This is a genomic window from Polaribacter atrinae, assembly GCF_038023995.1.
Lineage (GTDB): Bacteria > Bacteroidota > Bacteroidia > Flavobacteriales > Flavobacteriaceae > Polaribacter > Polaribacter atrinae.
Genome location: NZ_CP150660.1, coordinates 190,839 through 204,498, shown reverse-complemented (window position 1 = coordinate 204,498; position 13,660 = coordinate 190,839). Strand labels below are relative to the sequence as shown.

Sequence of the window (13,660 nt, the reverse complement as noted above, 5' to 3'; positions counted from 1 at the left end):
TGACATAAACGAACTTTGAGCCTTTTTTTACTCTTTCATAAATTCCTTCATTTTTCTTTCTTCCCAATCTCTACCAAATATATTAAGAAAACCAAACGTTTTTAAAGCATGAAGAGCAAGGAAAATTCCCCAAATAAACCAAATAGGAATATGTATAAAACCTTCTTCATCAATTTGATTACTTATTATAAAATTTCCAAATAATTTAAAAGAAAACTTCCACACAAAGGTTAAAAATAGATTGACTAAAAGATATGTTACTAGATGCTTGTAGAATTTTTTAATTTCTTCAATTTTTAGTTTTGCTTTCATTAATTTTTTATCCGTTAAATCCTCCATCTATTATCTTTTTTTACTGTACTCATCTTCCTGATCCATCAATTCTTTTATTTTCTTTTCTTCCCAATCTTTACCAAAACCTAAAGATTGAAACCCGAAAACTCCCATCCAATGAAAAAACATTCCGATTCCCCAGAAAAGCCACGTAGAATACACCCCAAAATTAGAAAATGTATCTACAAGATTGTAACCACTTTGTGTTAAGCCAAAAATAATAACTCCGCTTATAAAAATGTTTACCAAAACGTACACTATTAAATGCACGTAAAAACCTTTAATAGCTTTTACTCTCTTTTTCGCTCTTATGTAACTCACTTCTTGCGTAAAATCTTGTTGCATAACCTTAATTTTTATCGTTCATAAATTCTTGAATCTTCTTTTCTTCCCAGTCTTTCCCTAACCCTAATAAGTTAAATCCAAAAACGGATAACCAGTGAAAGAAAAGTCCTGTTCCCCAACCACAAACAGAAAACCAAAACCAATGAAAATGAGGTTCGAATTTTAAGTTTGTAAAAATGATTACGGGAATTATAATACAATAAACACTTAAATGTGTATAAAATCCTTTTATCTTTTTCACTCTTTTCTGAGCTTTATAAAAACGCTGTTGTTCTGTAAAATTAGATTCCATTTCTATCTTCTTTTATGTTGTTCGTTCATATATTTCTCAATCTTCTTTTGTTCCCAATCTTTGTCTAGAAATAACGACAACCCAAAAGTATTTAAAGCCTGAAAAACAATCCCAATTCCCCAATAAAACCAAATTTTATAATTATGATAATTAAACAACGCCTCGTTAAAAGTGTCTCCGTCATTTACATCTCCAACAATAAAAATTGCACTTAAAAAAATATTTACAACCACATACGTTGCCATGTGCTTATAAAACTTAGCAATTTTTTCGACTCTATTTTTAGCTAATATATATTTCTGTTCTTGTGTAAATTCTCGTTCCATTATCTTCTATTTTTATGTTGGTTCTCTTTATCCATCATTTCTTTAATCTTTCTATCTTCCCAATTACTCCCTAAGAAAATATTATAATTATTTACTTCTAAAAAGTGAAATGCTAATCCCATTCCCCATCCAAAAATTGGAAACCAAAACCAATGAAACCCCGGAGAGAATCTTAAATTAATAAAAATTAAAAAAGGAATTACAATACAGTAAGAGGCTAAATTCTGATAAAACTCCTTTAATTTTTCTACTCTTTCTACTGCTTTTACATATTTGCTATTTTCTAAATCGTCTGTGTACATAATATCGTTCATTTTATATAAGAGAGGTAAACTCACCTTAAAAATTTTGTTGTTGTTTTCTATTTTCACTCCTTTTTGAGTGATCAACCCATATCTATCTGCAATATTCTGCAACCCAACTTTGGTGCTTTTTCCTATTGCTTCTTTAGGATTTACGTTGTTTTCTATAATTAAATAACCGTCTTCTTCGTAAATTGATATTGTTAAAGGTTTAGAAGAAGAAACTACATTGTGTTTTACTGCATTTTCTAACAATAGTTGTAAAGAAAGTGGCACAATTTTTAATTCATTAGTACTTATACTATCTGGAATATTAAATTTTACAGCATCTTCAAAACGCATCTCTAACAATTGCATATAAGTTTTTGCAAATTTCAATTCTTCATCAATGGGTACTAAATCTTTATTTCTTTGTTCTAAAACATATCTATATACTTTAGATAATTTTGTGGTAAATTTTTCTGCTTGCGCAGGATTTTCGCCAATCAAACTGGTTAACACATTTAAACTATTAAATAAAAAATGTGGATCTAATTGATTTTTTAAAGACTCAAACTTTGCCATTTCTGTTTTTGCTACAATCTGCTGCTGTGTGCTTTCTTGCGTCATGGCAGATTTCCAATTGACCATAAAGCCTTTGGCATGTAAAAAAGCAGCTACACCTAATGAAAATATAATAGCAAATAAATGTACCCAAACTAAATATCCTTTAAAAAAATTTTCAACCGAATTCCCATAAAGAAGTATATATTGAATGTAGTGAATTATTAAAACAGCAATAACAGTATATATAACGGTAGCAATTATTCCGGACCAAACCCTTTTATTGGTTTCTTTAACCCAATCCCATTTTGTATTTAAATATTCATTAATAATTCCATTTCCTAATCCTAAGGTAAAAGAATACATTCCCGAAATTAAAAAAGTAAAACCAATTCCTTTTAAACCAAATTGTTGATTAATAACTATAAAAATAACTCCAAAAACGACGGTTAGTTTTGTACAAACTATAAAATCAGTTTTTATTTTTTTATAGATATTTGTGTTTGATGTTTTCATCTTCAGGAATTGATATTGTAAAAGAAACTTATTAAAATTTAATTTCTAAAGATACATTTTTATCAGTAACGCTAAATTTTGCATCTTCAAATTTAGGAGGGCCAAAAGACATATTATTATTAGAAGCTCCATAATCCTCTAAAGGCATTCCATTCGTTTTAAAATCCATTTTACTATTCTCGTTTTTATCATGAAAACAAATAATAGCATATTCACCAGCTTCTATGTCTTTAAAAGTTACTGTACTTTTTCCTTTATCAATAATCACATTATTAGATTGTAAAGGTTTTAATCTAAAATTTGTTTTGTCATATAAAGCAAAGGCTACTTTACCAGTATCTGAAGTAATATTTACAACAGTTGCTGTAATTGTGTTGTTCTGAGCTGTTACTGTGTTTGTAATGAATAGCATTACAGTTACTAAAATTGCGAAAATAAGTTTCATAAGTTGTTGTTTTAATGGTTAATGATGATACAAAGATGCAACTGAAGTCTTGTTCTTTAAATTAAAGAATACCGAGTTGTAACTTTTTAAGGATGAATTGTAGTTTTCACATAAAATGAGGTAGTAATTATAAAATACACTTCTCTTTTTAACAAAAAAAATTACGAAAAAAAGATTATTTAAGATATCTACTGATTTATTTTTAACGCAAACTTCAAATTTGTTTAAATTTGATAAAACTTATAAAAAATCGCTGCACTTTTGATAATACTTTTAAAAATATATATACTTTAGCAGTATGATTACTACAAGAGAAAATAATTTATGTACTACAATAAGTCCCAGCTTGCGCTTGCGCAACCGCCGTCGCTAATATTCTACTTTAGCAACAAGTCAACTTATTACAGTATTTATCCATTTATTTTTTTATCGTGAACATCACCAACAAAACTTACTTTCAGACGCTCGTTATTTTAAACAATAGCCCTATAAATTTACGACGTAGTTTCTCTATTCGCCCTTTGGGTGTTTAAACTATTATGGAATTTAGGTGAGTCCGGTTCTACATTCAAAAAAGTACAAACAACAACTTTAATAAAATTAAAAACACAATGCAATGGAAATTGTAATTGCTAACAAATCACATACTGTTTACGCAGATATTATTTGCAAAACGATAGAAGATGCTGCTCAAGTTAGAGGAACAGGTATCGCAAAAAGAAAACCAGAATACGTTGCCACAAAAATGGAAAACGGTAATGCTGTTATAGCATTAGACAATGGTAAGTTTGCGGGTTTCTGTTATATAGAACAATGGGGACATGGTAAATTTGTTGCCAACTCTGGTTTAATTGTACATCCTGATTACAGAAATATAGGGTTATCTAAAAAAATTAAACAAAAGATATTTGAGCACTCTAGAACAAAATTTCCAGATGCCAAAGTGTTTAGTATTACAACGGGGTTTGCTGTTATGAAATTAAATAGCGATTTAGGCTATAAACCTGTACCTTTCTCTGAATTAACAGACGATCAGTCTTTTTGGGATGGTTGCCAAACGTGTAGAAACTATGATGTTTTAACAAGAACAGATAGAAAAATGTGTTTGTGTACAGGAATGCTTTTCGATCCTACAAAAATAAAAAAAGACGAGAAAATAGCATTTAAAGAAAAAACATTCAAAAGATTAAAAAGAATTAAAGAAGCATTGTTTCTAAAAAAAAATAAAGAATAATATTATGAAAAAATTAGTTATTGCGTATAGTGGTGGATTAGATACTTCGTATTGTGCCGTAAGTTTATCAAAAGAATATGATGTACATGCCGTAAGTGTTAACACTGGTGGTTTTACAACAGAAGAAATTAAACATATTGAGAGTAACGCCTACAAAATGGGAGTTACTACTTATAAAAATATTGATGCCGTTGCTACTTTTTACAATAAAGTAGTAAAGTATTTAATTTTTGGAAACGTATTAAAAAATAGTACCTACCCGCTTTCTGTTAGTGCAGAAAGAATTATTCAGGCAATTGAAATTGTAGAATACGCTAAGAGTATTGGTGCAGAATATATTGCACACGGAAGTACAGGTGCAGGAAATGACCAAGTTCGTTTTGATATGATTTTTCAAACCTTAGCTCCTGGTATTAAAATTATTACGCCAATTAGAGACCAAAAATTAACAAGACAAGAAGAAATAGATTATTTAAAGTCTGAAGGAATTGATATGCCTTGGGAAAAATCTAAATATTCTGTAAACAAAGGCCTTTGGGGAACGAGTGTTGGTGGAGTTGAAACATTAAAATCTGAACTTCCTTTACCTAGTGAAGCATACCCTTCTCAATTAGAAAAAGAAGGTGAAGAAAAAGTTACCTTAACTTTTAAAAATGGTGAATTTGTTGCTTTAAACGGACAAGAAAACAATCCAGAAGTAAATATTGAAAACCTAAATAATATTGCATCAAAATTTGCAATTGGTAGAGATATTCATGTTGGAGATACTATTGTGGGTACAAAAGGAAGAGTTGGTTTTGAAGCTGCTGCTGCTTTAATCACCGTAAAAGCACACCACTTGTTAGAGAAACATACCTTAACAAAATGGCAATTACAACACAAAGAGTATTTATCTAGTTTCTACGGAATGCATTTACATGAAGGTCAATATTTAGATCCTGTAATGAGAGATACGGAAGCTTTTTTACAAAGTTCTCAAAAAATGGTTTCTGGTAATGTAGTGGTTTCTTTAAAACCGTATCATTTTTCTTTAGACGGAATAATTTCTGACCACGATTTAATGTCTAGTGCATTTAGTACGTATGGTGAAGAAAATAAAGCTTGGACAGCTGATGATGCGAAAGGATTTATTAAAATCTTAGGAAATCAGAATAAAATATATAGACAAGTAAATCAATAGTGTTGAAAATAGGTGTAATCGTGTAATTGTATAACTGTTTATTACGCAACCAAACAATTACACGATTAAACAATTACACGGTTAAACATTTTTAAGAAATGAAAAAATTAGAAGTAGGAATTATAGGTGGAGCAGGTTATACAGCTGGTGAATTAATCAGATTATTATTGAACCACCCAGAAACAAATATCAATTTTGTGTACAGTACTTCTAATGCTGGCAATAAATTGTACAAAGTACATCAAGATTTAATTGGTGATACAGAAATAGATTTTACCAGCGAGATAAATACAGATGTTGATGTTTTATTTTTATGTTTAGGACATGGAAATTCAACTGCTTTTTTAGAGAAAACTACTTTTTCTGACAACACAAAAATTATTGATTTAAGTAATGATTTTAGATTACTTGCTGATAAAAACTTTGAAGGAAAAGAATTTATCTACGGTTTACCAGAGCTAGACAAAGAAAGCATAAAAACAGCAAAATATATTGCAAACCCTGGTTGTTTTGCAACTGCTTTACAATTGGCTATTTTGCCTTTGGCAGCAAATGGTTTGTTACAAAATGATATTCATATTAATGCAGTAACAGGTGCAACTGGTGCAGGAACTTCGCTTTCTACAACAACACATTTTACCTATAGAGATAATAATTTTTCTCATTATAAAGCATTTAATCATCAACATTTGGGGGAGATTAATCAGTCTGTAAATCGTTTACAAAGTGATTTTAATTCAGAAATTAACTTTATGCCAAATAGAGGTAATTTTTCTAGAGGGATTTTTGCAACCACTTACACAAAGTTTGAGGGTTCTATAGAAGAAGCTACAAAAATGTACAAAGAGTATTATAAAGATGCTGCTTTTACATTTGTTTCTGATACGGATGTGCACATGAAACAGGTTGTAAACACAAACAAATGTATCATTGGTTTAGAAAAACACGGTAATAAATTACTAATTACAAGTACTATAGATAATCTTTTAAAAGGAGCTTCTGGAGCAGCAATTCAGAATCTAAATTTAATGTATGGTTTTGAAGAATCATTAGGTTTAAATTTAAAAGCGAATTATTTCTAGTAGTAACGAACTAGCGTTAGCGATTGAAACGGCATCCTTTTTTTGAGGAACGATAAAAAAGATATAGTGTAAAGCGCGACCTTTAGGGAACGCCCAAAAAAATAAAGTATGAAAGCAGCAATTATTGGAGCAGGAAGTTTAGGACAATCTATCGCCAAAGGTTTATTAAAAAACAAGGTGGTAAGTTCTTTGTATTTAACAAAACGTAATACAAACTCAATAGCAGATTTTAACGCTTATGATGAAGTGGTTTTAACTTCGGATAACGAAGAAGCTGTAAAAAATTCTGATATTTTAATATTTGCTGTTCAACCGAGACATTTAGAACAAATTTTAAAAAATTTAAAACCTCTTTTAAATGAAAACCATGTGATAATTACAGTTATTACTGGTTTTTCTATCGAAAAAATTGAAGCTATTATTGGAGTTGATCGATTTATTATTCGTTCTATGCCAAATACAGCTGCTGCAGTTGGGCAATCTATGACGTGTCTTTCTCCGAATACAAAAGGGAAAGAAAAGATAGCATTAGCTAAAACTATTTTTAATAGTTTAGGGCAATCTTTAGAAATTCCGGAAGATCAATTACAAGCTGCAACGGTTATTTGTGCAAGCGGAATTGCTTTTTGGATGCGTTTAATTCGTGCAACAACACAAGGTGCAATTCAGTTAGGTTTCGAGGCCGATGAAGCACATAAATTGGCAATGCAAACTTGTTTTGGTGCTGCTAGTTTATTAAAAGAATCTGGCAATCATCCGGAAGCAGAAATAGACAGAGTAACTACTCCTGGAGGTTGTACCATAGAAGGTTTAAACGAAATGGAACACCAAGGTTTAAGCTCTTCTTTAATTAAAGGAATCAACAAATCATTTGATAAAATCAACCAAATAAAAAACTAAGATCATGCCATTATTTAACGTTTATCCACTGTACGATGTTACACCTGTAAAAGCTAAAGGGCTTTATGTTTATGACGAAAAAAAAACGGAATATTTAGATTTATATGGTGGTCATGCTGTAATTTCTATTGGGCACGCACACCCTAAATATGTAGAAGCTATTACCAAGCAAGTTTCAAAACTAGGTTTTTATTCCAATGCTATTCAGAATCCTTTACAAGTTCAATTAGCAGATAAATTAGAAGTACTTTCTGGTTGTAAAGACTACGAATTATTTTTATGTAATTCTGGTGCAGAAGCAAACGAAAACGCATTAAAACTAGCTTCTTTTAAAACGAACAAGTCTAGAGTTATTGCTTTTAAAAATGGTTTTCATGGTAGAACTTCTGCTGCGGTTGCTGCAACTGATAATAAAAATATTATTGCACCAATTAACGCACAACAAAAAGTTACTATTTTAGATTTAAATGATATTGATAGCGTAAAAACAGAACTTGAAAAAGGAGATGTTTGTGCTGTAATTGTAGAATTTATACAAGGAGTTGGTGGTTTAGATGAAGCTACCGCAGATTTTTTTGAACAAGTAGATGTTCTTTGTAAAGCAAATAATACTTTTTTTATTGCGGATGAAGTACAGTCTGGTTATGGTAGATCTGGTAAGTTTTTTGCTTTTCAGCATTATAATGTAACTCCAGATGTTATTTCTATTGCAAAAGGAATGGGAAATGGTTTTCCTATTGGAGGAATTTTAATTCACCCAAGCATCGAATCTAAATTCGGAATGTTAGGTACTACTTTTGGAGGAAATCATTTGGCTTGTGCTGCTGGTTTAGCTGTTTTAAATGTTATTGAAGAAGAAAACTTAATTGACAACGTAAATGAAATGTCTTGCTATTTTATGAAAATTGCAAAGACAATTCCGCAGATAAAAAATATTAAAGGAAGAGGATTAATGCTTGGTTTAGAATTCGACTTTGAAGTTGGAGATTTACGCAAGAAATTAATTTACGATTATCAAATATTTACTGGTGGCGCCATGAATAAAAATTTGTTAAGAATTTTACCTCCACTAACCATTAATAAAGGGCACATCAATCAGTTTTTTGAAGCTTTGGTTGAAGCCTTGGAAGAATAAATAATTATTAAACACAGAGTTCGCAAAGTTTTTTTTTTAGAATTGATACTGAGAACTGCAACTGTAAACTGAATACTAAAAGAATATGAACACATTATTATCCATAGAAACTAGAAATGCCGTTCTACATACAATGGCAACACTTTTAGATAAAGAAAGAGCTGCTATTGTTAGCATCAACAAAAAAGATTTAGAAGCTTATAAAGGGGATGACATTTCTATGTTTGATCGTTTAAAGGCAGATGATAAAAAGGTTGATGAAATGATTGCTGCTGCTAAACATTTGGCTTCGCAAGGAGATCCTGTGGGTGTAGAGCGTTTTAGTTTTAAGCATGATAACGGAATGCAGGTGTATAATAAAACGGCTTCTTTTGGTACAATTCTTATTATTTATGAATCGAGACCAGATGTTACTGTAGAAGCAGCCGGTATTGCATTTAAATCTGGAAATAAAATATTATTAAAAGGCGGTAAAGAATCTTTAAATTCTAACTTAAAAATTGTTGAATTATGGCACCAGGCTTTAAAACAACACAATGCTTCTACAGATTGGGTAGAATATTTACAATTTAACAGAACAGAAACACAAGCATTTTTAGAAAAACCAACTCAAAAAGTAGATTTAATTGTACCAAGAGGTGGAGAACGTTTAATTGCTTTTGTGAAAGAACATGCTACTTGCCCTGTTATTATTAGCGGACGAGGAAACAACTTTGTCTATGTAGAAAAAGAAGCCGATTTAGATATTGCTATTGATGTAATTATCAACGGAAAATCTAAAATATCTGCTTGTAATGCAGTTGACAAAGTTTTAATTGATGAAAATCTTCAGGATAAAGAAGCATTTATCAATAAGTTAATTTCTAAATTGAATACTACTAAAATTCAGGTTTTAGGCGATGCAACTATTGCTAAGAATCATAACTTAGAACAAATTTCATCAAATGAAGTTTGGTATGAAGAGTTTTTAGATTATAAAATTGTAGTTGGAGAAATAGCTTCTAATTCTGATGCTATTGCAATGATTAACAAATATGCTGGCGGACATTCATCAGCAATTATTACCAAAGAAATTGAAGTTGCTAAAGTATTTATGGAAAACGTAGATACTGCTGTAGTTTATCATAATGCTTCTACTCGTTTTACAGATGGTGGTCAGTTAGGTTTGGGTGGCGAATTAGCGATTAGTACAGACAAATTACACCAACGTGGTCCAATTGGTTTACAACACTTGGTTACCAACAAATGGTACGTTCATGGAAACGGACAAGTGAGAAGTTAAAAATTTTAGTTGGCAGTTTACAATTATAGTAAGCAGTTGAAAAAATAAACACAATGCAAAAAAAGAAACGAATTTTACTAAAAATAGGTTCTAACACGCTTACCAAAGAAACAGATAATATTTCTAGAGGTAAAATTGAAGATATTGCAAGTCAGATTGCAAAATTACAAGATACTTGCGAGTTTATTATTGTGAGTTCTGGCGCTATTGCTGTTGCAAAACAGTTTGTAAAATTAGAAAGCAAGCAAGAGGAAGTTTTTGTAAAACAGGCTTTGGCTTCTATTGGTCAGCCACATTTAATTAGAATCTATCAAGAAATTTTTAGAGAATACGGTTTATTGAGTTCTCAATGCCTTCTCTCCTATTCAGATTTTGAAAAACAACAAAGTAAAACCAATATTGTAAACACTATTAATGTGTTAGTAAACAATAATTACATTCCTATTATTAACGAAAATGATACGGTTGCAACCGATGAAATTCAGTTTGGTGATAATGATAAACTAGCAGCTTTAACGGCTACTTTGTTACATGTAGATTTGCTAATTATTGCCACAAACACCAATGGAATTTACACCAAAGAGTCATTTAAAAACAACTCGCCAGAAACTATTTTGGTGGTTGAAGATTTTGATCATTTAAAAGATGAAGTTGTAAATTCTAAATCATCCCACGGAAGTGGCGGAATGGCTTCTAAAATTGAAGCTGCAGAACTTGCAAAAAACGCAAACATAGAAACTTGGATTGTAAACGGTTTAGAAGACGATTTTATTACCAATGCTTTTGATAATAAGGTTGCGTTTACAAAAATAAAATAACCCAAAAGGTTATGCTGAATGAATTTCAGTATCAAAATAAAGATTAAAAAAATGACAAATTACACCTCCATTAACGACATTGACAACATCAATTCTTGGATTGAAGAAGCCAAAGAAATTAAAGCAAACCCTTTAAAAAACATCCAATTAGGAAAAAACAAAACATTAGGATTGTTATTCTTTAATTCTAGTTTACGTACACGTTTAAGCACTCAAAAAGCAGCATTAAACTTAGGTATGGATCCTATTGTGATGAATGTTTCTGGTGATGCTTGGGGAATTGAATTTGGAGATGGAACTGTAATGAATGGAAACACTGCAGAACATATTAAAGAAGCTGCTGCTGTAGTATCTCAATACTGCGATATTATTGCTGTTAGAGCTTTTCCTACGTTAACAGACAAAGAACTAGATCAATCAGAACACGTTTTAAAATCGTTTGTTCAATTTGCTTCTGTGCCAATTGTAAGTATGGAAAGTGCAACCGGTCATCCGTTACAAGGACTAACAGATGCTATTACTATTTCTGAAAACGCTACAAAAAAGAAACCAAAAGTAGTTTTAAGTTGGGCGCCACATGTAAAGGCTTTACCACATGCTGTTGGAAATAGTTTTGTACAGGCAATGCAAAAAATGGATGTTGAATTTGTAATTGCAAATCCGGAAGGATATAATTTGAATCCAGAAATTACAAAAGATACGCCTATTTATCACGATCAAGAAGAAGCCTTAAAAGATGCCGATTTTGTATATACTAAAAACTGGAGTTCTTATGACGATTACGGAAAAGTATTAAAAACAGATTTAGATTGGATGATTACCAAAGATAAAATTGGTGACGCTAAGTTTATGCACTGTTTGCCTGTAAGAAGAAATGTTGTGGTAGAAGATGCCGTTTTAGACTCAGACAGTTCATTAGTAATTGAACAAGCAAATAATAGAACATACGCTGCTCAATTGGTTTTAAAGAAGATATTAGAAAATAACTAACGTCATTGCGAGGTAATAAGCAATCTACCTATTTAAGAGATTACTTCATCATTCTTCCTCGCAATGACAGAAACACAAAAAATGGAAAAACTATCAATCATAAAAATTGGAGGAAACATTATAGAAGATGAAACTTCTTTACATGCTTTTCTAAAATTATTTTCTAATTTAGAAGGGAATAAAATTTTAGTTCACGGAGGCGGAAAACGCGCTACTCATATTGCTTCTAAATTAGGTATCGAATCTAAAATGGTAAATGGTAGACGTATTACTGATGCAGAAACTTTAGAAGTAATTACCATGGTTTATGGTGGTTTGGTAAACAAGAATATAGTTGCTAAATTACAGGCTTTACAAATAGATGCTATTGGTTTAACAGGTGCAGATATTAACAGCATACAATCAGAAAAACGACCTGTAAAAGAAGTAGATTTTGGTTTTGTGGGTGATGTAAAAAAAGTAGCTTCTAATTCTATTGATAAATTAATAAAAGCAAAATTTACACCAGTATTTTGCGCTATTACGCACGATGGTAACGGTCAGTTACTAAATACAAATGCAGATACAATTGCAAGTACAATTGCAGTTGGAATGAGTAAGATCTACGAAACATCCATTTATTATTGTTTTGAATTGAATGGTGTTTTAAAAGATTTTAATGATAAAAATTCAGTAGTAAAAGTGATCAATTCTAAAACATATAAAGAATTGTTAGCTGATAAAATTATTACTGACGGAATGATTCCTAAAATAGACAATTGCTTCGATGCTTTAAACAACGGAGTAGCAAGAGTAAACATCGGGAATACTTCTATGTTGACAAAAGAAAACGATAATTTTACAACCATTACCTTATAAAATGATGATCGAAAAATTAACAGAAAACGCAATTTCTCTCTTAAAAAATCTGATTGAAACTCAATCTTTTTCTACAGAAGAGCACAATACAGCCAAACTTATAGAAGGATGGTTTATAGAAAATGAAATTCCGTTTAAAAGAACAAAAAATAATATTTGGGCAACCAACAAACATTTTGATGAAAGCAAACCTACTTTATTGCTAAACTCTCATCATGATACGGTTCATCCAAACTCTGCGTATACAAAAGATCCTTTAAAAGCGATTGTAGAAGATGGTAAATTATACGGTTTAGGTTCTAATGATGCCGGTGGATGCTTGGTTTCATTGATAGCAACTTTTACTAATTTTTACGCACAAGAAAACTTAAAATACAACTTGGTTATTGTAGCTTCTGCAGAAGAAGAAAACAGTGGACCAGATGGGTTGAATAGTATGTTAGCAATTATTCCGCATATTGATGTAGCAATTGTTGGCGAACCTACTCTAATGAATTTAGCGGTTGCAGAAAAAGGGTTGGTAGTTTTTGATGCCGTTGTAGAAGGAACTCCAAGTCATGCTGCACACCCAAATAACAACAACTCTATTTACAATACTATTGAAGTTTTACAGTGGTTTAAAGATTTTAAATTCGACAAACCTTCTGTTGCTTTAGGTGATGTAAAAATGACAGTTACTCAAATTTCTGCTGGTTCACAACACAATGTTGTGCCTGCGCATGTAGATTTAGTTGTGGATGTTCGTGTAAATGACGCATATTCTAATCAAGAAATTGCAACTATTTTACAAGAAAAATCTCCTTGTACAAAAATTACTCCAAGAGGTTTACGCTTAAACTCCTCTTCTATTTCTACAGAGCACGATTTAGTAAAAGCAGGTATTGCTATGGGAAGAGAAACTTATGGTTCTCCAACACTATCAGACCAAGCTTGTTTAACTTGCCAATCTTTAAAATTAGGCCCTGGAGATAGCACACGTTCTCATTCTGCTAACGAATTTATATATTTGTCTGAAATTGAAGAAGGAATTAAAATATATGTAGAATTGTTGAATCATGTAATAGTATAAAAAGTAATAT

General features: G+C 31.0%; 16 protein-coding genes. 10 read left to right on the top strand and 6 right to left on the bottom strand.

Going from position 1 to position 13,660, the window contains the following annotated elements; all coding sequences use genetic code 11:
• Window positions 1-27 precede the first annotated feature (27 nt).
• From WG945_RS00850 to WG945_RS00825, 6 genes are read right to left on the bottom strand one after another with little or no spacing between them, the layout of a single operon-like run.
• Window positions 28-339 carry a 2TM domain-containing protein gene (locus WG945_RS00850; protein ID WP_068449698.1) on the bottom strand — a complete coding sequence of 104 codons (312 nt, stop codon included), beginning with the start codon at window positions 337-339 and terminating at the stop codon, window positions 28-30.
• Between the two features lie 3 nt (window positions 340-342).
• Window positions 343-678, bottom strand: a complete 336-nt coding sequence (locus tag WG945_RS00845) for a 2TM domain-containing protein (RefSeq protein WP_068449697.1) — start codon at window positions 676-678, stop codon at window positions 343-345.
• Window positions 679-682: 4 nt separating this feature from the next.
• A complete protein-coding gene (locus WG945_RS00840) occupies window positions 683-970 on the bottom strand; it encodes a 2TM domain-containing protein (RefSeq protein WP_068449696.1) in 288 nt (95 codons plus the stop codon).
• A gap of 2 nt (window positions 971-972) precedes the next feature.
• Window positions 973-1,296, bottom strand: a complete 324-nt coding sequence (locus WG945_RS00835; RefSeq protein ID WP_068449695.1) for a 2TM domain-containing protein — start codon at window positions 1,294-1,296, stop codon at window positions 973-975.
• Entirely contained in the window at window positions 1,296-2,657 is a 1,362-nt protein-coding gene (locus tag WG945_RS00830) for a 2TM domain-containing protein (protein ID WP_068449694.1), read from the bottom strand. Before WG945_RS00830 ends, WG945_RS00835 begins: the two co-directional genes overlap by 1 nt.
• 31 nt (window positions 2,658-2,688) lie before the next feature.
• The gene (locus WG945_RS00825; protein ID WP_068449693.1) at window positions 2,689-3,102 is read right to left on the bottom strand and encodes a DUF2141 domain-containing protein; all 414 of its coding nucleotides are present in this window, start codon (window positions 3,100-3,102) and stop codon (window positions 2,689-2,691) included.
• A 616-nt stretch (window positions 3,103-3,718) separates the two neighbouring features.
• On the opposite strand from WG945_RS00825, the gene WG945_RS00820 reads away from it, so the two are divergent.
• The 10 genes from WG945_RS00820 to WG945_RS00775 all read left to right on the top strand — a co-directional run bounded on the left by WG945_RS00820 (window position 3,719) and on the right by WG945_RS00775 (window position 13,650).
• Window positions 3,719-4,336, top strand: a complete 618-nt coding sequence (locus WG945_RS00820; RefSeq protein WP_068449692.1) for a GNAT family N-acetyltransferase — start codon at window positions 3,719-3,721, stop codon at window positions 4,334-4,336.
• 4 nt (window positions 4,337-4,340) lie between these two features.
• Window positions 4,341-5,516, top strand: a complete 1,176-nt coding sequence (locus WG945_RS00815; RefSeq protein ID WP_068449691.1) for an argininosuccinate synthase — start codon at window positions 4,341-4,343, stop codon at window positions 5,514-5,516.
• 98 nt (window positions 5,517-5,614) lie between these two features.
• Window positions 5,615-6,598, top strand: a complete 984-nt coding sequence (gene argC, locus WG945_RS00810) for an N-acetyl-gamma-glutamyl-phosphate reductase (protein ID WP_068449690.1) — start codon at window positions 5,615-5,617, stop codon at window positions 6,596-6,598.
• A gap of 108 nt (window positions 6,599-6,706) precedes the next feature.
• Window positions 6,707-7,498 (top strand): pyrroline-5-carboxylate reductase, encoded by a 792-nt coding sequence (gene proC, locus WG945_RS00805; RefSeq protein WP_068449689.1) that lies wholly within the window; start codon window positions 6,707-6,709, stop codon window positions 7,496-7,498.
• A gap of 4 nt (window positions 7,499-7,502) precedes the next feature.
• The gene (locus WG945_RS00800) at window positions 7,503-8,633 is read left to right on the top strand and encodes an aspartate aminotransferase family protein (protein ID WP_068449688.1); all 1,131 of its coding nucleotides are present in this window, start codon (window positions 7,503-7,505) and stop codon (window positions 8,631-8,633) included.
• Window positions 8,634-8,718: 85 nt separating this feature from the next.
• Entirely contained in the window at window positions 8,719-9,915 is a 1,197-nt protein-coding gene (locus WG945_RS00795) for a glutamate-5-semialdehyde dehydrogenase (RefSeq protein WP_068449687.1), read from the top strand.
• 53 nt (window positions 9,916-9,968) lie between these two features.
• Complete coding sequence (gene proB, locus WG945_RS00790) at window positions 9,969-10,733, top strand: glutamate 5-kinase (RefSeq protein WP_068449686.1); 765 nt, start codon at window positions 9,969-9,971, stop codon at window positions 10,731-10,733.
• Between the two features lie 51 nt (window positions 10,734-10,784).
• Window positions 10,785-11,723: an acetylornithine carbamoyltransferase gene (locus tag WG945_RS00785; protein ID WP_068449685.1), complete on the top strand. Its 939-nt coding sequence runs from the start codon at window positions 10,785-10,787 to the stop codon at window positions 11,721-11,723.
• A gap of 81 nt (window positions 11,724-11,804) precedes the next feature.
• Window positions 11,805-12,581: an acetylglutamate kinase gene (argB, locus tag WG945_RS00780; RefSeq protein ID WP_068449825.1), complete on the top strand. Its 777-nt coding sequence runs from the start codon at window positions 11,805-11,807 to the stop codon at window positions 12,579-12,581.
• A 1-nt stretch (window position 12,582) separates the two neighbouring features.
• On the top strand, window positions 12,583-13,650 hold the full coding sequence (locus WG945_RS00775) for a M20 family metallo-hydrolase (protein WP_068449684.1): 1,068 nt from the start codon (window positions 12,583-12,585) through the stop codon (window positions 13,648-13,650).
• Window positions 13,651-13,660 lie beyond the last annotated feature (10 nt).